This is a genomic window from Aestuariibaculum scopimerae, from assembly GCF_059428085.1.
In genome coordinates this window covers 448,476-469,063 of sequence record NZ_CM182089.1, presented here as the reverse complement: position 1 = coordinate 469,063, position 20,588 = coordinate 448,476, and the positions used below count along the sequence as shown (strand labels likewise).

The 20,588-nt window shown below is 35.6% G+C and carries 24 protein-coding genes; 10 read left to right on the top strand and 14 right to left on the bottom strand.

The window, feature by feature from the left end; translation table 11 throughout:
• Window position 1: 1 nt before the first annotated feature.
• From AC5SR4_RS02205 to rsfS, 3 genes are all read right to left on the bottom strand, one after another.
• Complete coding sequence (locus AC5SR4_RS02205) at window positions 2–610, bottom strand: LUD domain-containing protein (RefSeq protein WP_495357906.1); 609 nt, start codon at window positions 608–610, stop codon at window positions 2–4.
• A gap of 120 nt (window positions 611–730) precedes the next feature.
• Window positions 731–2,707, bottom strand: coding sequence for an ATP-dependent zinc metalloprotease FtsH (gene ftsH, locus AC5SR4_RS02200; RefSeq protein WP_495357905.1), 1,977 nt, complete (start codon window positions 2,705–2,707; stop codon window positions 731–733).
• A 6-nt stretch (window positions 2,708–2,713) separates the two neighbouring features.
• Entirely contained in the window at window positions 2,714–3,085 is a 372-nt protein-coding gene (gene rsfS / locus AC5SR4_RS02195) for a ribosome silencing factor (protein ID WP_495357904.1), read from the bottom strand.
• Between the two features lie 94 nt (window positions 3,086–3,179).
• Here rsfS and AC5SR4_RS02190 point away from each other — a divergent pair, with 94 nt between their 5' ends.
• On the top strand, window positions 3,180–3,911 hold the full coding sequence (locus AC5SR4_RS02190; RefSeq protein WP_495357903.1) for a biotin--[acetyl-CoA-carboxylase] ligase: 732 nt from the start codon (window positions 3,180–3,182) through the stop codon (window positions 3,909–3,911).
• Here AC5SR4_RS02190 and AC5SR4_RS02185 read toward each other — a convergent pair.
• Both AC5SR4_RS02185 and pyrE read right to left on the bottom strand, forming a co-directional pair.
• Window positions 3,908–4,303 carry an SRPBCC family protein gene (locus AC5SR4_RS02185; RefSeq protein ID WP_495357902.1) on the bottom strand — a complete coding sequence of 132 codons (396 nt, stop codon included), beginning with the start codon at window positions 4,301–4,303 and terminating at the stop codon, window positions 3,908–3,910. The genes AC5SR4_RS02190 and AC5SR4_RS02185 overlap by 4 nt on opposite strands.
• Before the next feature lie 23 nt (window positions 4,304–4,326).
• Complete coding sequence (gene pyrE / locus AC5SR4_RS02180) at window positions 4,327–4,968, bottom strand: orotate phosphoribosyltransferase (protein ID WP_495359147.1); 642 nt, start codon at window positions 4,966–4,968, stop codon at window positions 4,327–4,329.
• Window positions 4,969–5,099: 131 nt separating this feature from the next.
• On the opposite strand from pyrE, the gene AC5SR4_RS02175 reads away from it, so the two are divergent.
• From AC5SR4_RS02175 to AC5SR4_RS02165, 3 genes are all read left to right on the top strand, one after another.
• Window positions 5,100–5,681 (top strand): NUDIX hydrolase, encoded by a 582-nt coding sequence (locus AC5SR4_RS02175; RefSeq protein ID WP_495357901.1) that lies wholly within the window; start codon window positions 5,100–5,102, stop codon window positions 5,679–5,681.
• A gap of 185 nt (window positions 5,682–5,866) precedes the next feature.
• Window positions 5,867–6,238 carry a hypothetical protein gene (locus AC5SR4_RS02170; RefSeq protein ID WP_495357900.1) on the top strand — a complete coding sequence of 124 codons (372 nt, stop codon included), beginning with the start codon at window positions 5,867–5,869 and terminating at the stop codon, window positions 6,236–6,238.
• Between the two features lie 108 nt (window positions 6,239–6,346).
• Window positions 6,347–7,960, top strand: a complete 1,614-nt coding sequence (locus AC5SR4_RS02165) for a SulP family inorganic anion transporter (RefSeq protein WP_495357899.1) — start codon at window positions 6,347–6,349, stop codon at window positions 7,958–7,960.
• Here AC5SR4_RS02165 and coaD read toward each other — a convergent pair.
• Window positions 7,957–8,415, bottom strand: a complete 459-nt coding sequence (coaD, locus tag AC5SR4_RS02160) for a pantetheine-phosphate adenylyltransferase (protein WP_495357898.1) — start codon at window positions 8,413–8,415, stop codon at window positions 7,957–7,959. The genes AC5SR4_RS02165 and coaD overlap by 4 nt on opposite strands.
• Window positions 8,416–8,494: 79 nt before the next feature.
• Window positions 8,495–9,469 carry a D-alanine--D-alanine ligase gene (locus tag AC5SR4_RS02155; protein ID WP_495357897.1) on the bottom strand — a complete coding sequence of 325 codons (975 nt, stop codon included), beginning with the start codon at window positions 9,467–9,469 and terminating at the stop codon, window positions 8,495–8,497.
• Between the two features lie 288 nt (window positions 9,470–9,757).
• On the opposite strand from AC5SR4_RS02155, the gene AC5SR4_RS02150 reads away from it, so the two are divergent.
• The 3 genes from AC5SR4_RS02150 to yaaA all read left to right on the top strand — a co-directional run bounded on the left by AC5SR4_RS02150 (window position 9,758) and on the right by yaaA (window position 12,278).
• Window positions 9,758–10,312, top strand: a complete 555-nt coding sequence (locus AC5SR4_RS02150; protein ID WP_495357896.1) for a PASTA domain-containing protein — start codon at window positions 9,758–9,760, stop codon at window positions 10,310–10,312.
• A gap of 2 nt (window positions 10,313–10,314) precedes the next feature.
• Entirely contained in the window at window positions 10,315–11,358 is a 1,044-nt protein-coding gene (locus AC5SR4_RS02145) for an RluA family pseudouridine synthase (RefSeq protein ID WP_495357895.1), read from the top strand.
• A 161-nt stretch (window positions 11,359–11,519) separates the two neighbouring features.
• Window positions 11,520–12,278, top strand: a complete 759-nt coding sequence (gene yaaA, locus AC5SR4_RS02140; RefSeq protein WP_495357894.1) for a peroxide stress protein YaaA — start codon at window positions 11,520–11,522, stop codon at window positions 12,276–12,278.
• Between the two features lie 10 nt (window positions 12,279–12,288).
• Here yaaA and AC5SR4_RS02135 read toward each other — a convergent pair whose 3' ends face one another.
• Window positions 12,289–12,423 carry a 30S ribosomal protein THX gene (locus AC5SR4_RS02135; RefSeq protein ID WP_495357893.1) on the bottom strand — a complete coding sequence of 45 codons (135 nt, stop codon included), beginning with the start codon at window positions 12,421–12,423 and terminating at the stop codon, window positions 12,289–12,291.
• Between the two features lie 92 nt (window positions 12,424–12,515).
• Here AC5SR4_RS02135 and AC5SR4_RS02130 point away from each other — a divergent pair, with 92 nt between their 5' ends.
• Window positions 12,516–13,196: a uracil-DNA glycosylase family protein gene (locus AC5SR4_RS02130; protein ID WP_495357892.1), complete on the top strand. Its 681-nt coding sequence runs from the start codon at window positions 12,516–12,518 to the stop codon at window positions 13,194–13,196.
• 6 nt (window positions 13,197–13,202) lie between these two features.
• Here the strand turns inward: AC5SR4_RS02130 and AC5SR4_RS02125 are convergent, their stop codons facing one another.
• Window positions 13,203–13,844, bottom strand: a complete 642-nt coding sequence (locus AC5SR4_RS02125; RefSeq protein ID WP_495357891.1) for a DUF1801 domain-containing protein — start codon at window positions 13,842–13,844, stop codon at window positions 13,203–13,205.
• 400 nt (window positions 13,845–14,244) lie between these two features.
• Between AC5SR4_RS02125 and AC5SR4_RS02120 the strand changes: the two genes are divergently transcribed.
• Both AC5SR4_RS02120 and AC5SR4_RS02115 read left to right on the top strand, forming a co-directional pair.
• The gene (locus AC5SR4_RS02120; RefSeq protein WP_495357890.1) at window positions 14,245–15,519 is read left to right on the top strand and encodes a DEAD/DEAH box helicase; all 1,275 of its coding nucleotides are present in this window, start codon (window positions 14,245–14,247) and stop codon (window positions 15,517–15,519) included.
• A gap of 30 nt (window positions 15,520–15,549) precedes the next feature.
• Window positions 15,550–15,783: a VF530 family protein gene (locus AC5SR4_RS02115; protein WP_495357889.1), complete on the top strand. Its 234-nt coding sequence runs from the start codon at window positions 15,550–15,552 to the stop codon at window positions 15,781–15,783.
• Between the two features lie 87 nt (window positions 15,784–15,870).
• On the opposite strand, the gene AC5SR4_RS02110 is transcribed toward AC5SR4_RS02115, so the two are convergent.
• The 5 genes from AC5SR4_RS02110 to trpA form a co-directional block, all read right to left on the bottom strand.
• Window positions 15,871–16,014, bottom strand: a complete 144-nt coding sequence (locus AC5SR4_RS02110) for a hypothetical protein (RefSeq protein ID WP_495357888.1) — start codon at window positions 16,012–16,014, stop codon at window positions 15,871–15,873.
• 84 nt (window positions 16,015–16,098) lie between these two features.
• On the bottom strand, window positions 16,099–17,595 hold the full coding sequence (locus AC5SR4_RS02105) for a pectate lyase (protein WP_495357887.1): 1,497 nt from the start codon (window positions 17,593–17,595) through the stop codon (window positions 16,099–16,101).
• 164 nt (window positions 17,596–17,759) lie between these two features.
• The gene (locus tag AC5SR4_RS02100) at window positions 17,760–18,212 is read right to left on the bottom strand and encodes a tRNA (cytidine(34)-2'-O)-methyltransferase (protein ID WP_495357886.1); all 453 of its coding nucleotides are present in this window, start codon (window positions 18,210–18,212) and stop codon (window positions 17,760–17,762) included.
• Window positions 18,213–18,217: 5 nt separating this feature from the next.
• Window positions 18,218–19,738 carry a carbon-nitrogen hydrolase family protein gene (locus tag AC5SR4_RS02095; RefSeq protein WP_495357885.1) on the bottom strand — a complete coding sequence of 507 codons (1,521 nt, stop codon included), beginning with the start codon at window positions 19,736–19,738 and terminating at the stop codon, window positions 18,218–18,220.
• Between the two features lie 73 nt (window positions 19,739–19,811).
• Window positions 19,812–20,576, bottom strand: a complete 765-nt coding sequence (gene trpA, locus AC5SR4_RS02090) for a tryptophan synthase subunit alpha (protein WP_495357884.1) — start codon at window positions 20,574–20,576, stop codon at window positions 19,812–19,814.
• Window positions 20,577–20,588: the final 12 nt, after the last annotated feature.

Below are 20,588 nucleotides of genomic sequence, written 5' to 3'. Positions count from 1 at the left end.
TCTAAAGGTCTTCTAAAAGGAGTAAGTATAGATTTTTAGCACTACTGCCATAGCTTAAAAAGTCTTTTTCATCACTGGATTTAAAATGTTTTATTGTGGTGATGTTTGTTGGGATTCTTTGCCTGTTTTTGGATTTTATACCCCTTAGGCCTTCTCCTATATTTTCAACAATCTGACTTGTAGTGGCAAATACTATGAAATTCATGGGCAATTCAAATAGCTTTTTTTCAAATATTTGATTGGAAGAAATTAATAGAGACCCATCATTGGCAATTAGGTTTTCACAGGTAGTTAGAAAAAAAGTAGAATCGTTTGCTTTTTTTGTTGGCTTTAAATTGGAGTCTTTAAACTTGTCTTTAAGGTTGTCATCAATAAGCAAAACATTTTTATCTTCCCAATTGTTCTCCTCGAGGATGTTTTGCAAATTTTGGAATATTTCATTTAAATTTTCGCAATACAGGAATTTACCGCCATTTGATTTAAAGTTAATGGTAAACCTTTCATCAATTGGCAATTTAATTTCTGGCATGTATTTGCCTCTGTTATCGGATTTTAGTTCTTCTTTTGAGTGATCAGTTTTAGAACCAAAAATTTTTCTAAAAAGACTCATTTAAATGGCTGCTATTAACACAAATTCCTTTAGATTATATCAAATATAAAAAATCTTAAATTAACGATGCGGTTAATTTAAGATTTTTACTAAAAGCTTAACAAAATACGACTAAAACACTTATTCTTTAGGTGTTTCGGCCTCTGTTTCTTCAGTTTCGGTTTTAGATTCCATTTCTTCTTTTTCGAAACTACGTTTACCGAATATTTTCTCAAGGTTGTCTTTAAAAATAACTTCTTTTTCTAGCAAGACCTCAGCCAGTTCAGTAAGTTTATCTTTATGCTCTTCAAGTAATTTTATGGCTCGTTGATATTGGGTTTCAATAATACTTGAAATTTCTTTATCAATTAATTCAGCAGTTTGCTCACTGTAAGGTTTGGTAAAGCCGTATTCATTTTGACCAGAAGAATCGTAATACGTTAAGTTACCAACTTTATCGCTTAATCCATAAATAGTAACCATAGCTCTGGCCTGTTTTGTAACCTTTTCTAAATCACTTAATGCCCCCGTAGATATTTTGTTAAAGATGACTTTTTCTGCAGCACGACCACCTAGGGCAGCGCACATTTCGTCAAGCATTTGTTCGGGATGTACAATAAGACGTTCTTCGGGCAAGTACCAGGCGGCTCCTAACGAGCGACCACGAGGTACAATGGTTACTTTTACAAGCGGGGCAGCATGCTCTAACATCCAACTTACAGTTGCATGTCCTGCTTCATGGAAGGCTACAGCTCTTTTTTCACTTGGTGTTATTATTTTGTTTTTCTTTTCTAGACCACCAATAATTCTATCTACGGCATCAAGGAAATCTTGTTTGTCTACAGATTTTTTGCCATTTCTGGCAGCAATTAAAGCCGCTTCGTTACATACGTTTGCTATATCGGCACCAGAAAATCCAGGGGTTTGTTTAGAAAGAAAATCTAAATCTAAATCCTTTGCTTTTTTAAGGGGTCTTAAATGTACTTCAAAGATTTCTTTACGTTCTCTAACATCTGGTAAATCCACAAATATTTGTCTGTCAAAACGTCCCGCACGCATAAGGGCGGTATCTAAAATATCGGCCCGGTTGGTTGCTGCCAAAACAATAACATTGGTATTGGTACCAAAACCATCCATCTCGGTCAATAATTGGTTGAGTGTGTTTTCACGTTCATCATTACTTCCAGACATAGCGTTTTTGCCCCTGGCACGTCCAATGGCATCAATTTCATCAATAAATATAATGGAAGGCGATTTTTCTTTGGCCTGCTTAAACAAATCACGAACTCTAGAGGCTCCAACACCAACAAACATTTCTACAAAATCGGAACCCGATAATGAAAAGAAAGGCACTTTAGCTTCGCCTGCTACAGCTCTTGCCAATAAAGTTTTTCCTGTTCCTGGAGGGCCAACAAGAAGGGCACCTTTAGGTATTTTACCGCCAAGTGTTGTGTATTTTTCAGGGTATTTAAGAAAGTCTACAATTTCTTGAACTTCTTCTTTGGCACCTTCCAGACCAGCGACATCCTTAAAGGTCGTTTTTACCTCAGTGTTTTGGTCAAATAACTTGGCCTTAGATTTTCCAATATTAAAGATTTGACCACCAGCACCGCCACCAGCACCACCAGACATACGGCGCATGATAAAAATCCATACAGCTATCAATAAAATAAATGGAAGTATACCCATTAAGAGATTTCCCCAATCATTAGTTTCGGTATCAAATTTTACAATGGGCTTTGCTTGTAGAGTGCTTGTTATCTCATTTAACTTGTTTTCAAAATTTTGAAGGTCACCAAATTCAAATTTATAATTTGGCAATTTTGTGGTAGATGGTATAAGCGTTGAAGGTTTAGAGTTTTTATGAACCTCTTTATTTGCAGCTTCATCTGTTAAGTAAACCTTTGCTACTCTTGTGTTCTTTATAATTTCAACCTTTTCAACATCACCCGCTTCTAAGAATTTAAAAAATTCTGCAGGGGTTGTTGCACTGCCATCTTGATAACCACCATTACCAAATAATTGAAACCCTAAAAATAGGGCTATTAAAATACCGTAAATCCAGTACGGACTAAATTTAGGTTTATTGTCTTTTGTATTTTTTTTCTTGTTTGCCATTCTTATTTAGTAACTAGTTTCAATAACAGTAGTTTTTGCGTCACCCCAAAGACTTTCAATATCGTAATATGCTCTTATTTGCTTTTGAAATACGTGCACAACTACGTTAACATAATCTATTAAAACCCATTCGGCATTATCAACACCTTCAGTATGCCAAGGGTTATCCTTAAGTTCTTTGCTTACTTTTTTTTGTACAGAATTCACTATAGCGTTTACTTGCGTGTTAGAAGTTCCCTCGCAAATTATAAAGTAATCGCAAACCGTATTTTCAATTTCTCTTAAATCTAGAATGTTGATTTCTTTCCCCTTAACGTCTTCAATACCACTTATTATAACAGATATCAATTGGTCTGCGCTTATATTTTTTTTCGCCATTCAGTTTTTTTAATTTTTGCAAAGTTATTATTTTTTTAGTTCTTTATGGTTTAAAATAAACATTAAGATTCTAGTGATACATAATAACCGGTAAATGCGTATAATCAAACTTAATGCCACCGATTCTACAAATAGTTATTTAAGAAAGCTTTGTGCGCAAGAAACCCTGGAAGATTTTACCGTAGTTACAGCTAAAAAGCAAACGCAGGGAAGAGGGCAAATGGGAACCACTTGGAGCTCACAATCGTCTAAAAACCTAACGTTTAGTGTCTATAAAGACATATCTAAATTACATATTGAGCACCCTTTTTACATTAGTGTTGTAACATCTTTAGCTATATTAAAGAGTTTACAATTTTTCTCTATAGCTAAATTGAGCGTAAAATGGCCTAACGACATTTTGTCAGAAAACAAGAAGATTTGTGGCATTTTGATTGAAAATGTTATCAAACAAAATAATTTGTCATATTCCATTATTGGTATTGGACTTAATGTAAACCAAACGGAGTTTAAGAATTTGCCCAAAGCTTCATCATTAAAGTTAATTTCTGGGCGAATTTATGATTTAGATGAAATTACCAATGTAATTATTAAAAATCTTCAGCATTATTTTAGGGTCTTAAAGTGCGGTGATTACGATGCTTTAAGGACTGAATATGAAAATTATCTTTTTAGAAAAGATAAGCCTTCAACATTTAAGGATGCCGATGGCCTGGTATTTTCGGGTTTTATTGTAAATATATCAGATTCAGGAAACCTAAAAGTGCTTTTGGAAGATGATATTACTAAGGAATTTGATTTAAAAGAAATTACCCTTTTGTATTAGATGGCATTTGGAATGTTAGTAGCAAGGGTTTCTATAAATTTATTTATAGGGCCTTTTATCATCATAGCCATCATGGGGTTAAAGTCGCCACTAAACTTTAACTGTACCTCACTGGTCGTATCATCTTTTTTCTCAATATCACCAATAAGCGAAAAATCTATTTTTCCACCAGCAGCCCCAAGCACAATTTTATTTGGAGGGGTAGCGTCTTTCTTTTTTAGAATAATTTCGGGCATGCCTTTTAAAGCAAATAAAAAAGTGTCTTCTCCTAAAATTTCAAACTTACTGATATTTTCGGGCATCAAGGATTTAAAGTTTTTTATATCTGCTAAAAAATTAAATACATCTTCGGGAGACTTGTTAATACTAACTTTTGGGGATTCTAAATTCATAAATATAGTTTAGTTGTTAAATTTTAAGCACACCATGCACTGGGGTTGGTATTCCACTCAGATAAAGTTTTTAGTTCCTTTTCAGATATGTAATTAGTGTCCAAAGCTTGTTCCAATAAGTTTTCATAGTTACTTAGTGTATGTAGAATAACACCTTCTTTTTCGAAGTTTTTAGTAGCTACATCAAACCCATAAGTAAAAATAGCAATCATACCCTTAATGTTTATGCCAGCATCTTTTAAAGCCTTAACAGCATTTAAGCTGCTTTTTCCAGTACTTATAAGGTCTTCTACTACCACTACATTTTGTCCGCTTTCAATAAACCCCTCAATCTGGTTTTTTCTGCCATGCCCTTTAGCATCTGGCCTAACATAAATAAAGGGTAAGCCCAAATATTCGGCAACCAACATGCCTATGCCAATAGCACCTGTTGCTACACCAGCAATGGCATCGGGTTTTCCGTATTGCTTTTCAATGTGCTTAGCCATCGTTTCGCGTATGTAGTTACGTATAGGAGGAAACGATAGTATGATACGATTATCACAGTAAATAGGTGATTTCCATCCAGACGCCCAAGTAAAAGGCTCTTTAGGGCTTAGTTTTATAGCATTAACTTGCAACAAAACTTCAGCCGTTTTTTTAGCGGTATGTTTATTGAATATCATGAGAGCAAAAATAATCATAAATTTGAGTTTTATATAACTCTTAATAATGAATAAAAATATTTTTTTCAACAATGTAAGGATTGCAACTAAAAATGATATTTTTACCAAAATGTAATGACTCAATTTAACATATGTATAAAATTTTTGTTGGCGATAAACCCATAATTTTAACGACAGAAGTAGAAAAAGAAACAAATTTTAAAAACTATTTGCTTGATACTGTTAATGTTGGGAAGGTTATAAAGGAATTAAATACAACAGCAATAGAAGAGGTTAGGCTTGTTCATAAAAACAAAGACAAGCTTTTAAAAAAGTTTTTAAAAAAGTTGCCCAATGTTATTGCGGGTGGCGGCAAAGTGTTCAACTCCAATAACGAGATCTTATTTATTTACAGAAATGACAAATGGGATTTACCTAAAGGGAAAACCGAAGGAAGCGAAACTATTGAAAAAACGGCTACTCGGGAAGTAGCAGAAGAAACCGGTGTAGGCGGATTGGAAATAGTTAAGCCTTTAGAAACCACTTACCATATATTTAAACGTAATGGCAGACATAAAATAAAAATTACCTATTGGTTTGAAATGAAAACTAGTTTTACTGGAAATTTATATGCCCAAGAAGATGAAGGTATAACCAAAGTTGAGTGGCTGAACAAAAGGCAAATCGATAAGGCGTTAGAAAATTCTTATGCCAACATTAGAGCATTGATTTGATTTACAGTGCTTAAGGTTTTTGTCTTTAAAAAAAAATATAGATAAATCAAGAATAAGAAAAAAATACCTAATTTAGTGCCGTTGGTAAGCTAAACAATAAATTGCTATTCATTAAGCAAACAGCAGTAATGTTGTTTGTAATTAGTAAAAATCTCTCAAACATTTTATTGATTTAATAGATTTATATGAAAAGTTATAAACTATCGTTTGGCACAATTACAATTTTAGAAAACCAACTATCAGAACTCATAGTTAATGAGGGCGTTTTAATGGATGAGGCTATAGTAGATGCCTACCATGATTTTTTACTCAGTAATTTTACACCTCCCTTCTTGTTGTTAATAAACAAAAAAAACTCCTATAGTTACACTTTTGGAGCACAGAAAACAATTGCCAATTTGAAGCAAATTAAGGCCATAGCAATTCTTATTGGAACACATGGGGGCCTATTGGCTACAGAAACATTAATGAGCATGAATACTAGAGATGATTTACAAATTAGTTCATTTCAAGATAGGGATGAAGCATTAAATTGGCTAAATACTTTCACAGAGTAATTTGGTTTATTTTCTCAAACGTTTTAGTTAGCAATTAACTTAAAATACTACAAGCACTTTGTACTGCTTATATATTAAGTTTAAATTTGTGCACACAAAAAGTAAACCATGAGCGAATTTATACGTAAGCGTACAGCAAATGCAAAAAATGATATTTTAAGTGGAATTACAGTGGCTTTAGCACTAGTGCCCGAAGCCGTTGCATTTGCGTTTGTTGCAGGTGTAGACCCTCTAGTGGGCTTGTATGCTGCGTTTATGATTGGCTTAATTACTTCTATTTTTGGAGGTAGGCCTGGAATGATTAGTGGTGCAACAGGTGCACTGGCCGTTGTTATGGTTAGTTTAGTGGCCGAAGGAAACGCTTTTGGAGCTCCAGATGAAAACCTGGGGCTATATTATTTATTTGCTACAGTAATTTTAATGGGTGCTATACAAATGCTGGCAGGTATTTTTAAGCTAGGTAAGTTTGTTAGGTTAATACCACATCCCGTTATGATGGGCTTTGTAAATGGTCTGGCCATCGTTATATTTCTATCACAATTAAATATGTTTAAAGATGGCTCTGGAGCTTGGTTTACAGGGGGGCAATTATGGACAATGCTTGGTTTGGTGGCCCTAACCATGGGTATTATGTATGGTTTGCCCAAGCTTACAAAGAAATTACCAGAAGCTTTAGTCGCTATTTTAGTAGTTTCAACCATTGTTATATTAGGAAAGTTAGATGTTGCTACAGTGGGCAGTTTTATTCGTGAAGGTGGCGGTGAAGGCTTAAAAGGAGGTCTGCCACAATTTCAAACAGATATTTTTAATAAAGTACCTTTCAACCTGCAAACCCTTAAATTTATTGGTCCTTATGCCTTAATTCTTGCAGCAATTGGTTTAATAGAATCCTTAATGACCTTGAATCTTGTAGACGAATTAACCGAAACACGCGGTAATGCCAATAGAGAATGTATGGCCCAAGGAGGCGCCAATATTGTAACAGGCTTTTTTGGAGGTATGGGGGGCTGTGCCATGATAGGACAATCATTGATAAATATAAAATCAGGGGGTAGAACACGCCTATCAGGTATTGTAGCGGCCGTTTTATTATTGATTTTTATTCTTTTTGCTTCCGGACTTATAGAGCAAGTACCCATAGCAGCATTAGTAGGCGTTATGTTTATGGTAGTTATAGGCACCTTTGCTTGGAGTAGCTTTAGAATTTTAAATAAAATACCTGTAAGTGATGTAGTGGTTTTGGTAGCCGTGTCTTTATTAACCGTTATTTTTGATTTAGCCATTGCAGTAATAGCAGGAGTTATTATCAGTGCCTTGGTGTTTTCATGGGAAAATGCCAAGCGTATTAGAGCGCGTAAGCGCATGCGTGAAGATGGTACCAAAGTATATGAAATTTGGGGGCCTTTGTTTTTTGGTTCTATTTTGGCATTCAATGAAAAGTTTGATGTGAAGAACGACCCGGATACAGTTGAAATTGACTTTATAGAATCTCGTGTTAGCGACCATTCGGCTTTAGAAGCCATTTATAATCTGGTAAATAAATATGAAGCAGAAGGTAAGACCATTAAACTGAAACATTTAAGTGAAGACTGTAAAGTGTTGTTGTATAAAGCAAGTCCTAAATTTAAAGAAGTTATCGTAGAGGCTATAGACGATCCTCGCTACCATTTGGCAGAGAATCCAGAGAAATTTCCAAAATCCTTGTCTGAGTATAAATTTTAGTTAGTTACCCTTACGCTATCTGGTACAAACTTAGTGTAGTCGCCATTGTTTCTAATCACATCCCTAACAATAGAAGATGCAATAAACGATGTTTTGGCCGATGTTAATAAAAATACCGTTTCAATAGTAGAAAGGCGTCTGTTAGCATGGGCAATGGCCTTTTCAAATTCAAAATCAGCTGGATTGCGTAGGCCCCTTAAAATAAACTCAACACCAATTTCTTTACAAAAATCAACTGTTAAGCCTTCATAAGTAACAACTTTCACCTTAGGTTCATTGGCAAATGCTTTTTGAATAAATGTTTTACGTTCATCCAGAGAGAACATATATTTTTTATCAGAATTAATCCCAATAGCTACAATTACCTCATCAAATAAAGTAACGCCACGCTGTATAATATCGTAGTGTCCTAATGTGATGGGATCAAAAGATCCAGGAAATATAGCACGTTTCATTTTTTTAGTTTTTAGGCTCTTCCAGTTTCAAAAACATACCGCGTAGTGGTAAAAGAAACTTAACAAAGATAATCATAAATTATTTCAAGGCCTCTTCAATGGCATTATCAAACAGTTCAGAGAGTGTTATACCTGCAGCTTTAGCTTGTTGAGGTAAGATGCTTTCCCTAGTTAAACCAGGTACAGTGTTAACTTCCAATAAATGTGGTTCGCCATTCTTGAAAATATATTCACTTCGGCTAAAACCTTTCATCTTTAAAACTTCATAAACGTTTTTAGCTATTTTGGTTACCTTCTCTTCCTGCGCTTTGTCTAGTCTGGCAGGGGTTATTTCTTGCGATTTACCAAGGTATTTAGCTTCATAATCGAAGAAATCATTTTCACTCACTATTTCAGTAATAGGGAGCACTTTGGTTTTGCCTTTAAAAGTTATAACTCCAACAGACACCTCGGTACCGTCCAAAAACGATTCAACAATAATCTCATCGTCTTCTTTAAAAGCAATGTTAATAGCGTTCATTAAATCTTCTTTTTTGTGCACTTTAGTGACTCCAAAACTACTACCGGCTTTGTTAGCCTTTACAAAACAGGGCAGCCCTACTTTAGCTATAATACCATCTTCATCAATGGAGTCTCCCAAGTTTATATAATAAGAAGTAGCTGTTTTTATACCATAAGGTTTTAAAACACTTAAGCAATCGCGCTTATTAAAAGTTAAACTGGCCTGGTACATGTCGCAACTGGTATGGGGAAGGTTTACCAATTTAAAATACCCTTGCAAAAAACCATCCTCACCAGGAGAGCCATGTATGGCATTAAACACACAATCAAAAGTTATTTTAGTCCCATTTACAGTTACTGAAAAATCATTTTTATCAATAGGGAACTCAAGGTCATTCGCATCGACATACACCCATTTGTCCTTAAAAATGTGAATTCTGTAGGCATTATATTTAGAAGTATCCAGGGTTTCATAAACCACATTTCCACTTTTCAATGAAATTTGGTATTCACTAGAATACCCTCCCATAACAATAGCAATGTTTTTTTTCATTTATTTTTTTTGATATTAGACCGCCTTGCTGTTATATGAAAGATTAAAGACTTGGTCTATACGTCCCCTGTGTTAAGGCGTTCCATCGGTCTCTTTTCTTTATTCTTTTTCTTTGTTCTATATATATTTTGGGTGTACAAACATTTTTAAGTTCTTAAAACAAACAAAATATCCATCTAAAATATATAATAAAACGTATGTATTATAAGTTAAGCTAAAATATCACTTAAATTGCAAAAGAAAAAACAGTTCTGTTTTTATATATTTGCCTAATTGAAAATTTTATAAATGAGCCTTATTAAATTTCTGTCCAGTAAAGTATTTCTTAAACAAATTTTATTAGCCGTTGTAGCCCTAATTGTACTCTGCTTTATCATTCTAAAGTGGTTAAACATTACAACTAACCATGGTAAATTTGAAACTGTGCCAGAACTTACAGGTAAGTCTATTAGTGTGGCTCAAATAGAATTAGAGGCCAATCATTTGGTAATGCAAATACAGGATTCAGCAAATTACAACCCCGATTACCCTAAATTTTCGGTAATAGAACAAGATCCACCGGCGGGTAGTAAAGTAAAAGAAGATAGAAAAATATACATTACATTAAACCCTTCAGGATACAGGAAAATAGGCGTTCCAGATTTAAAAGAGCGTACTTTTAGACAAGCAAAACCAACGCTAGAGGCTTTAGGTTTTAAAGTAGGGAAGCTAATTTATGTAGATAATATTGCAAAAGACTTGGTCTTAAAAATGGAGCACAAGGGTGAAACCATAAAGGCAGGAGATAAATTACCCAAGACTTCTGTTATTGATTTGGTTTTAGGCAATGGTAACAGACCCTAAGCATGGAACAACATAATCCAGAATTTATTGATGACGAAAGCGATTTGTATGAGCATTATGCTTTTACAGTTGAAAAAGGGCAAAAGCCACTACGTATAGATAAATATTTAATGAATTTTGTAGAAAATGCTACCCGAAACAAAATTCAAGCAGCTGCCAAGAATGGTAGTATTTATGTAAACAATACTCCCGTAAAGTCCAATTACAAAGTAAAACCATTTGATAAGATACGGGTGTTGTTTACACACCCCCCACATGAAAATTTACTTATTGGAGAAGACATTCCTCTTGATGTTGTTTATGAAGATGAACATTTGTTGGTGGTAAATAAACCAGCTGGCATGGTAGTGCATCCAGGACATGGCAACTACTCGGGGACATTGATAAATGCTTTAATATTTAGGTTTGATAACTTGCCCAATAACTCCAGCGAACGTCCAGGTTTAGTACATCGTATAGACAAAGATACCAGTGGTTTATTGGTCATAGCAAAGACCGAACAGGCTATGGCACATTTATCATTACAATTTGCTGAGAAAACCAGTGAACGAGAATATGTAGCCCTGGTTTGGGGGAATGTGGAAGCCGATGAAGGCACTGTAGAAGGTAATATAGGAAGGCATCCTAAAAACCGATTACAAAATACTGTGTTTTTTGATGATGAGGCCGACAAAGGCAAGCCAGCCATTACACATTACAAAGTCTTAGAGCGTTTGGGCTATGTTACATTAGTATCCTGTAAATTAGAAACCGGACGTACACACCAAATACGTGTACACATGAAACATATTGGGCATACCTTGTTTAATGATGAGCGTTACGGTGGCGATAAAATATTAAAGGGGACTACCTTTACCAAGTACAAGCAATTTGTAGATAATTGCTTTAAAGTATTGCCAAGGCAAGCACTACATGCCAAAACACTAGGCTTTAAGCATCCCAAAACAGGGGAGTTTCTAAAATTTGATACCCCCATTCCAGAAGATATGTTGCAGTGTGTGGAAAAATGGCGCACCTATTCCAAGCATCAAGACCTTGAAAATTAAGTGGCTTTCTTAAATGTTTTACCGCTTTGTTTAAAGGTTTAATTATTGTAATTTAGTTTTTTATAAAAAGAGCAATTAGGTGGTCTTTACCACCAGTAAAATAAGATAAACCCATACCCCGATAAGCTTATTAACCAGTAAACCCATAAACTAAAGTGTAAATGAAACTAGTACTATCACCAGCAAAGTCACTCGATTTTGAAAGTCCATTACCAATATCACAATACTCAGAAGCTCAATTTTTAAAACAATCAGAGCGACTTAACAAACTATTAAAAAAGAAATCGGCAAAAAGCCTATCAAAACTCATGAGTATTTCTGATGCTTTAGGACATTTAAATTATGAACGCAACCAAGCATGGGAGTTGCCGTTTACAGCAGATAATGCCAGGCCTGCTATTTATGCCTTTAGTGGAGATGTTTACAGAGGTCTGGATGCTTATACCATTCCAAAGGACAAAGTAGCTACCGTGCAAAGTACAGTACGCATTATTTCAGGATTGTATGGGTTGTTAAAGCCTTTGGATTTAATACAGCCTTACCGCTTAGAAATGGGAACCAAGCTTCCAGTAGGAAAGAACAAGAACCTGTATGAGTTTTGGAAAAAAACCATAACCAAAGCTTTAAATGATGAGTTAGAGGCCGATGAGTTGTTTTTAAACCTGGCCAGTAATGAGTATTTTAAAGCCATTGATACAAAAGCATTAAAAGTACCCGTTGTAACCTGTAATTTTAAAGACTTTAAAAATGGTGAGTATAAAACCATCATGACATTTGCTAAACTAGCACGTGGCTTTATGACGCGCTATATTATAGATACCCAAGCCAACACCATAGACGATGTTAAAGGTTTTAATTATGAAGGTTATAGTTTTAGCGAAACCATGTCTAGTAAAACCGAACTGGTTTTTATAAGATAGGCTTGTAATTTTATTTAGCAATCGCCTTTTTATCAACACTAATTTTAGTTTCCACCCTAGGTTTCTTTTTAATACGGGGTCTTCTTACCCCGTAGGTGCCTCGGTTTATTTTTCCTCGTTTTGTTTTTTTATCGCCTTTTCCCATAGTTTATTTGTTTTTTTAACCCCACCCAAGTGAGAATTTTTATATTTATTGGACAAATAAAATAAGCAAAACCCAGTTAAAATCCAAAAAATGTGTTTAAACATAAACATCCCTACAAACCATTTATACAAAAAGATACCAAGAAACTAATAGTTGGCACCTTACCGCCACCTAGGTTTTCTACAGGCGAATTATTAGAGAAAGATGTCAATTTTTGTTATGGCAGTTACTATAATTCCCTTTGGTTGTATATAGATGCCATTCATGGTTTAAGCTTACGTTATGATAACTCTAAAGAAGCCATACAACAACGAAAACAATTTTTAATACAGCATAAAATAGGAGTGTGTGATATTGTTGAAAGTTGCGAACGTAGTAAAATAGATGCTTCCGACCTGGGAATGCAAAACATTAAACTACGCAATATAATAGGCTATTTAAAGCAATACCCAAAAGTAGATACCTTGTTGTTTACAGGGGGCAATAGTAAAAATGGTCCAGAGTATTTTTTTAGAAAGCATGTTAAAGATTACGGTATTAAATTAGAAGTTGTATCGAACCATATACCACGCATACATCAATTCCATATGCCCAGAACTACAGAAACAGATAAGCCTTTACCAAGAATAATAAAAACAGTATCATTAACATCAGCATCAGGATCGGCAAATAGAGCTATAGGAAGCATGCCTCTATACCAACAATTAAAGAACAAAAACCCCAACTTCAATACCTTTGATTTTAGGGTATTGCAGTACCGCGAGTTTTTTTAAAACCAATTAAGTCTTAATCATTTTATGCGATCCATCACACATAGGGTATCGTTTAGAATGCCCACAAACACAATCACGAATTCCCTTGCCGTTCATAATACGGTCTGTATACTGCTCAATTCTAGAAACCTGAGTAGCCGATTGCTTAGCAGAAGAAAAATGCAGTATATAGCCCTTTTGTCGTCCTGGGGTTAAAGCTTCAAAAGCAGCCCTAAAATTAGGATCTTTATTAAACTTGTTTTTTAATTCAACAGGAATATTGTATGCATCAAGGGGTTTAAAATCTACCTTTAAACCAGCTTTTTCCACTTCAATAGCCTCATAAATATAAGCTTTTAGCACAGGTTTTAAGTCTATGATATCCTGCAGTGTAGTAAAGCGTACCATACGCGAAGATTGGGTGTTTTCACCAGCTTTAACTAAAATGTTATCAGTATCTTTTAGCAAAGCCCCTTTAAAAAAACTCATGCCACAATACGCTTTAAACCCATGAATAATAACAACATTACTACCTTTATAAGTATAACAGGGGTGCATCCACTTAAAATCTTCTGTAAGTCCACAGTCAAGGATAACAGTTCTAAGAGTTTTTAATTCCTCTTGCCATTTTTTAGCGTTTTCTAAAAATAAATTAACTTTTGGGTTCAATGCTTGTATTTTAATCTTTAACTACAGTTATTTTAAACATCCCATCAGTTATTTCTACAGAATCTGAAAGGTCATTTATATTATATGAATTAAACAAAAATTCACCGTCAATAGTTTGTTTTTGGTTAATTAAAGTTTCAGGCAAATATAAAATATCCTTATAAGAGTTGGTAATATTTTAGTTTATCTCCAGTTAAATTCCAGTTTTATTTGGGGTTTGTTCGGCTAAATCCCCACTTAGTCGAAGGTAACTCGAAGGAGACTCGAAGGAGACTCGAACAAGACCCGAACAAAATATTAGTATTTTTATTTAAAAATCATTAAATAAATTAAGTGTACCTTTGCGCTTTACAAAGAAATGGCATTACAAAATATATTGTCGTTTCCCCAAACAATATATATGTCATTTAACTCATTAGGCTTATCCCAGGGCCTGCTACAAGCTATTAGCAAAAAGGGATACACAACTCCAAGTACTATTCAACAAAAAGCCATTCCACCTGTTTTAGAGGGGCGAGATGTTTTAGCATCGGCACAAACGGGTACAGGTAAAACCGCAGGATTTACGTTACCACTTTTACATATTTTATCTGAAAATCCAAAAGAAAAATACCGTCCTATTCGTGCTTTAATTTTAACGCCTACGCGCGAATTGGCCGCTCAAGTATATACCAATGTTAAAGAATACAGCACGTTTTTGGACTTAAGAAGCACTGTTGTTTTTGGAGGTGTTAACCAAAAACCACAAGTGGCAGCCATAAGGCAAGGTGTAGATGTGTTGGTGGCAACGCCAGGACGTTTACTGGATTTGCAAAGTCAAGGGTTATTGTCTTTAAAACGTGTTGAGATTTTTGTATTGGATGAAGCCGACCGTATGCTGGATATGGGTTTTTTACGTGATATTGAACGGGTTATAGGTTTAATGCCCACACGACGCCAAAACTTAATGTTTTCGGCTACGTTTTCTAAAGATATAAGGCAATTGGCCCATGGTATTTTAAATCGCCCCGTACAGGTGGAAGCCACGCCTGAAAATACAACGGTAGATGCTATTGCACAAAAAGTGTACAGGGTGGCAAAAGAATTAAAAACGGAACTGATTATTAAACTAATTTCGGAAGGTAATTGGAAACAGGTGTTGGTATTTACCAGAACAAAGCACGGTGCCAATAAATTATGTAAAAAAATGATTGGTGCAAACATTACTGCTGCGGCTATACATGGCAATAAAAGTCAGGGAGCCCGAACCAAGGCCCTGGGCGGATTTAAAAATGGCTCTGTAAGTGTACTGGTGGCTACGGATATTGCTGCCCGCGGATTGGATATTCCGTTGTTACCACATGTTATTAATTTTGAATTGCCCAATATTTCTGAAGATTATGTTCATAGAATTGGGAGAACGGGACGTGCAGGTGCCAGTGGAGAGGCTATATCTTTGGTAAGTGCTGATGAGACAACCTATTTACGGGATATTGAAAAACTGGTTGGTATAAAGATTCCTGTTGAAATTTTGGAAGGTTTTGAGCCTGATCCCCATGCTTCTACTGAGCCTGAAAAGCGGCAACAACGAGGTAGGGGTAATCAACCTAAAAAGGAAAGGGGAGCTAAAACAACACAAAAGTACCAAGGAAATAGTCCATCTAGAAATAACCGAGATAGAAAGCGAAGACGTTAAAGACTATTGTAAACTCAATATTATTTTGCTATGGCATTGCAACCCAATAATCCCTTGCACGGCATTACTTTAGAGGTAATAGTTACAGAACTAGAAGCACATTATGGTTGGGAGTATATGGGGCATGTGATAAATATTAAATGTTTTACTAATAACCCATCTATAAAATCCAGTTTAAAATTTTTAAGGCGAACACCTTGGGCTAGGGCTAAGGTTGAAACGCTATATTTGCAAATGTTGAAAAACAACAAGAAAAGTGAATAGGGATTCCTGTTTTAAAAAGGATTAAATAATAAAAAAAGCTATTACAGTAATCTGTAATAGCTTTTTTGTTTTTATTGGTTTTTACCTTTATTCTTTATTTTGTTGCTTTTTTATGGTTTCTTTATCCACATCAAAGGCATTGGTTTTTTGATTTGTGTTACCTGTTGGATTTGTTGGGTTTTTTTGTTTTTTAGTTGGTTTAAATTTCTTTTTCTCTTCAATAATTCCCATTGTTTTGTTTTTTTGGTTCATACATAATATAAGGAAATGATACTGAAATTATATTAAAACTATCTTAAAGTTAGAAAGATACTATCAATCGATTTTCTTTAAATATGTTAAAAAGCGGTGCATATTGCTCATATAGGTTTGGGTTGATATACCGTAGATGTCTTTTATGGCATATTTGTAAAACCCTTTTTCTTTTACGGCATCGTAATTACGGTCCATAGTATGTTCTATATCATGTACCGAGAATTTTTCTATCCAAGCCCCATTAACACTCATATTGCTTATTATATCTTGTATCTCTTTCTCACTGGTGTTTCTTTGTCTGCGTTGTCTTAGGGTTAAGGCTTCATACATTTCACGTGCTTTTTCAGGTTCAATATCCCTAATTTTTTCATAGTGTGTGCGCTCTTCTAAAGTGCCATTAAACTTAATAAACTTGGCTTTGTTATCTAGGGTATACTTGTATTTCATATAGCCTTCTTCGGTATATTCTGGTATGTTTTCTCTTTTTATGGGTAAATTGGTTTTAGGATCATACCATTGGGCAAATTGAGGCTTACCATCTTTGTCTGTTCCTATTATTGAGGCTTCCATCCAATCAAGTGCCAAGGGAATGGGGCGTAAATACCTTCGGTCTTGGGTGTATAGAAACATTTTTTCTAACTGTCTAATAGTAGATACGGTATACCTTATTTGATAAGAAGCTGGCTCGTGTGTGCGGCCTTTTGTGGGTTCTAAGTCCATATTAAATTGATCTGACCACCCTGCATGGCCCTCAGGACCTTGGGCCACCATAAAAAAGTCGGCGCCTCTTTTGGCAGCTTCTAGATACTTATCATCCCCCAGTAGTTCGTAAGCTTCTAACAAAACATCTATTGTATTGTTCATGGCATTGTCGTTCAAAGTATAATACGATGTGTAATCGGGAAACCCATCATGTGCAAATTCATAACGTAAGGGATAACGTTGTGGCCAACCGCCGTTGGGGTATTGTGCCATTAATATGAAATCAAGTGCTTTTCTTAGGGCATATAAGTAGGTGGGAGCTTTAGTAACATCGTATAACCGCAAAAGGTATCTGGTAGCACCTTGTGTTACATCGTCGTCAAAGGTGCAATTCCCATAATAATGGCGGTATTCTTCCCAACCTATAATGAATTGGGAGGCGGTGTTCTTATACCAATCCTCTAATCCCTTCTTGTCAAAATCAATAAAGTAGTGCCAGCCTCCTAGGGGGTGCTGACCATAAATAAGGGCATCGGCTGCTTTTTTTGCGTAGTTTAGGTAGTCTTCGTCGAGTGTGGCTTCATACAGGTCTAAAAATGTATGTCCCATTGCAGGTGTTCCCTGGTCTTGTACCCATATTTGAGACTTTCTAGCAGGTACTTCACCAAATACCTCAGTTAGGTCTGCTTTGTAATACCAGAGGTAACCGCCGTTGCAAGATACTTCGTCTACCATATATTTAGAAGCTTTTTTCATGGCATTAAATACGTCTTCTTGGGTAAGGTTTTGTGTGCTTTGGCCAAAGGTTATGGTGCTAATGATTGTAAAGCAAAGGCAGCTAATGGTTTTTTTCATTGTGGTATTTAGTTTAGTTTAATTGCTCTTGGTAGTTTTAAACGTATTTTTTATTAAAAAATTGAATTTAAGACAGCTTTAAAGGGTGTTTAAAGTACACTTTTTTTACTAAACTTAAAAATACTTTTTGGGTGTGGTAGTAAAGGTTTTTTATAAAGCAGTGGCTAGCGTAAGTGTTTCAAACCCTCATAAACCACAATGCTTACAGCATTGGCTAAATTAAGGCTCCTTACATGTTGGCTGTAAAGGGGTATTTTGTAAAGTTTATTGGCATATGCTTTTATTAATGGTTTGGGCAGACCTACGGATTCTTTGCCAAAGATTAAAAAAAGGTCTTCTTTGTAAGGGATGTGCCAGTAATCTTTTGTGCCATGACTGGATAAAAACGCCATGGGTTTGTTTTTATGGATGCTAAAAAAGGCATCTATACTATCATAATAGGTAACAGACAGGTGTTGCCAATAGTCTAAACCAGCACGCTTTAAGCGGGCGTCATCAATTTTAAACCCTAAGGGTTTTACTATGTGCAAGTTGGCTCCTGCGGCTAAGCTTAACCGACCAATATTTCCAGTATTGTTGGGTATTTCGGGTTCTATTAAAACAATGTTTAAAGGCATTTGCTTTAGCGCTTTCTTAATTCAAAAATATCTTTCCTGCGGTCTTTTAGATTTTTTACACTTCCAAATTGGTTGAGTTCTCTAAGCAGGTCTATGTCTACATCGGCTATCAATATCATTTCTGTGTTTTGTGTGGCTTCGGCCTTTACACCATTGGTTGGAAAGGCAAAATCGCAGGGTGTAAATACCATAGATTGTGCAAACTGTATGTCCATGTTCTGTACTTTGGGCAAGTTACCTACACTCCCCGCTATAGCAACGTAACACTCGTTTTCTATGGCTCGGGCTTGGGCACAGTGGCGCACTCTTGAGAAACCGTTTTGGGTGTCGGTTAAAAAGGGAACGAAAAGGATGTCCATACCTTCATCGGCCAACAGGCGACTTAGTTCTGGGAATTCTGAATCGTAACAGATTAGGATGCCTATTTTACCACAATCAGTATCAAACGCTTGTAATTTGTTACCGCCTACCATGCCCCATACTTTGGCCTCATCGGGGGTAACGTGCAGTTTTTCGTAGCGCTCCATACTGCCATCGCGTCGGCATAAATAGCCTACGTTATATAGCTTATCGTCAACCATCTCAGGCATACTTCCTGTAATGATATTGATATTATAGGAAATGGCCAATTTTGAAAAGCGTTGCGCTATTTCTTGGGTGTGTTTGGCTAATTCCCTAATGGCTTCGGGGGTAGACATGTGGTTGTTCTCGGCCATTAAGGGGGCATTAAAGAATTCTGGAAATAGGGCAAAGTCACTACGGTATCCAGAAACGGCATCTACAAAAAACTCAGCTTGTTGCATAAGTTCATCCATATCTTTGTATAAGCGCATTTGCCATTGTATTAACCCTAAACGTACAATTTTCTTTATAGTGGCAGCTTTCTTTTGTTTTTTCTCGTAGTAAATGTTGTCCCATTCTAATAAAACAGCATAATCTTGAGAGGACTCATCACCTTCTAAATAGTTTTTTAATATACGGGTAGGGTGAAAGTCGTTTGATATTTGAAAGTTTAAAACGGGGTCGTGAATTTCTTTGCTTCTAACTTTATCTATATATTCTTTTGGGGTTAAAGTATCGGCATATTGATGGTAATTTGGAATACGTCCTCCAAAGGCTAACCCTTTAAGATTTAAACGTTCGCAAAGTTCTTTACGGTAATCGTAAAGACGTCTTCCTAAGCGCAACCCTCTAAATTCTGGTTTTATAAATACTTCTATGCCATAAATTACATTGCCATCTTTGGTATGGGTGCTAAAGGTGTAATTACCGGTAATTTCTTTATAGGTATGTAAATCGTCAAACTTGTTATAATCCACTATAATAGATAGAGCACAGCCTGCAATTTGGTTATTTATTTTTATAACGACTTGGCCTTCGGGAAACTCATCTATAAGCTTTTTTATTTGGTGCTCTTTCCAATACGCATCTGGCATAGACGCATATGAGGCAATCATAGCTTGTTTTAGCTCGTCATAATCATCAAGGCTTAGATAAGCCAATTCAATGTTTTCAATGTTTTTCATAGCTTATAATATAAGAAAAAGGCGTTAATTATTAAAGTGGAATTCCTTTGTTTTGTTATTATAAATGGTGTGTTTATTCTACTAAACAGGTTACAAATTCAGAAATGGTATTCACACTTTTTGTTGTTAAATGTTTAATAAATGCACTGCCTATTATGGCACCCTTGGCATACTGTGTGGCTTGCTTAAAGGTGGTACTGTTAGATATGCCAAAACCAATAATTTGTGGGTTTTTTAACTGCATATCTGCAATGCGCTTAAAATACTGGGTATGCACGTTGCCAAACCCTGACTGACTTCCTGTTACACTGGCACTGCTTACCATATAAATAAATCCGTTGGATATGGAATCTATAAAACGAATGCGTTCATTGGAGGTTTGTGGTGTAATGAGGAAGATATTGATTAGGCCATAGGCTTCAAAAATAGCCTTGTACTTATCGTTGTAAACATCTACAGGAAGGTCTGGAATAATCAAGCCATCAATACCTATTTCTTGGCATTTTTTACAAAAAGCCTCTACACCGTATTGTAGTATGGGGTTGAAGTACCCCATAATAATCAATGGGATGTTTACGGACGCTCGGATATCTTTTAGTTGATTGAAAAGCACTTCGGTAGTCATACCATTTTTTAGGGCTTTAGTGGAGCTTTCTTGAATGGTAGGTCCATCGGCAAGGGGGTCGCTAAAGGGTAAGCCTATTTCTATCATATCTACACCATTTTTTTCTAGGTTTTGTATAATGGTTACGGTGTCATCCAAATGTGGATACCCTGCGGTGAAGTATATGGATAGTAGCTTTTTATCTTCGTTTAGTTTTTTGTTTATTCTATTCATGGGAACTGATAA

Bases quoted from the DNA above. Each gene is read 5' to 3' on its own strand.
- AC5SR4_RS02115 (WP_495357889.1), top strand. From the start codon at position 15,550: ATGGCATTGCAACCCAATAATCCCTTGCACGGCATTACTTTAGAGGTA.
- AC5SR4_RS02110 (WP_495357888.1), bottom strand. From the start codon at position 16,014: ATGGGAATTATTGAAGAGAAAAAGAAATTTAAACCAACTAAAAAACAA.
- trpA (WP_495357884.1), bottom strand. From the start codon at position 20,576: ATGAATAGAATAAACAAAAAACTAAACGAAGATAAAAAGCTACTATCC.
- AC5SR4_RS02170 (WP_495357900.1), top strand. From the start codon at position 5,867: ATGAAAAGTTATAAACTATCGTTTGGCACAATTACAATTTTAGAAAAC.
- AC5SR4_RS02100 (WP_495357886.1), bottom strand. From the start codon at position 18,212: ATGCCTTTAAACATTGTTTTAATAGAACCCGAAATACCCAACAATACT.
- AC5SR4_RS02145 (WP_495357895.1), top strand. From the start codon at position 10,315: ATGGAACAACATAATCCAGAATTTATTGATGACGAAAGCGATTTGTAT.
- rsfS (WP_495357904.1), bottom strand. From the start codon at position 3,085: ATGGCGAAAAAAAATATAAGCGCAGACCAATTGATATCTGTTATAATA.
- AC5SR4_RS02175 (WP_495357901.1), top strand. From the start codon at position 5,100: ATGTATAAAATTTTTGTTGGCGATAAACCCATAATTTTAACGACAGAA.
- AC5SR4_RS02165 (WP_495357899.1), top strand. From the start codon at position 6,347: ATGAGCGAATTTATACGTAAGCGTACAGCAAATGCAAAAAATGATATT.
- coaD (WP_495357898.1), bottom strand. From the start codon at position 8,415: ATGAAACGTGCTATATTTCCTGGATCTTTTGATCCCATCACATTAGGA.
- AC5SR4_RS02120 (WP_495357890.1), top strand. From the start codon at position 14,245: ATGTCATTTAACTCATTAGGCTTATCCCAGGGCCTGCTACAAGCTATT.
- yaaA (WP_495357894.1), top strand. From the start codon at position 11,520: ATGAAACTAGTACTATCACCAGCAAAGTCACTCGATTTTGAAAGTCCA.
- AC5SR4_RS02150 (WP_495357896.1), top strand. From the start codon at position 9,758: ATGAGCCTTATTAAATTTCTGTCCAGTAAAGTATTTCTTAAACAAATT.
- AC5SR4_RS02205 (WP_495357906.1), bottom strand. From the start codon at position 610: ATGAGTCTTTTTAGAAAAATTTTTGGTTCTAAAACTGATCACTCAAAA.
- pyrE (WP_495359147.1), bottom strand. From the start codon at position 4,968: ATGATATTCAATAAACATACCGCTAAAAAAACGGCTGAAGTTTTGTTG.
- AC5SR4_RS02190 (WP_495357903.1), top strand. From the start codon at position 3,180: ATGCGTATAATCAAACTTAATGCCACCGATTCTACAAATAGTTATTTA.
- ftsH (WP_495357905.1), bottom strand. From the start codon at position 2,707: ATGGCAAACAAGAAAAAAAATACAAAAGACAATAAACCTAAATTTAGT.
- AC5SR4_RS02095 (WP_495357885.1), bottom strand. From the start codon at position 19,738: ATGAAAAACATTGAAAACATTGAATTGGCTTATCTAAGCCTTGATGAT.
- AC5SR4_RS02135 (WP_495357893.1), bottom strand. From the start codon at position 12,423: ATGGGAAAAGGCGATAAAAAAACAAAACGAGGAAAAATAAACCGAGGC.
- AC5SR4_RS02155 (WP_495357897.1), bottom strand. From the start codon at position 9,469: ATGAAAAAAAACATTGCTATTGTTATGGGAGGGTATTCTAGTGAATAC.
- AC5SR4_RS02105 (WP_495357887.1), bottom strand. From the start codon at position 17,595: ATGAAAAAAACCATTAGCTGCCTTTGCTTTACAATCATTAGCACCATA.
- AC5SR4_RS02185 (WP_495357902.1), bottom strand. From the start codon at position 4,303: ATGAATTTAGAATCCCCAAAAGTTAGTATTAACAAGTCTCCCGAAGAT.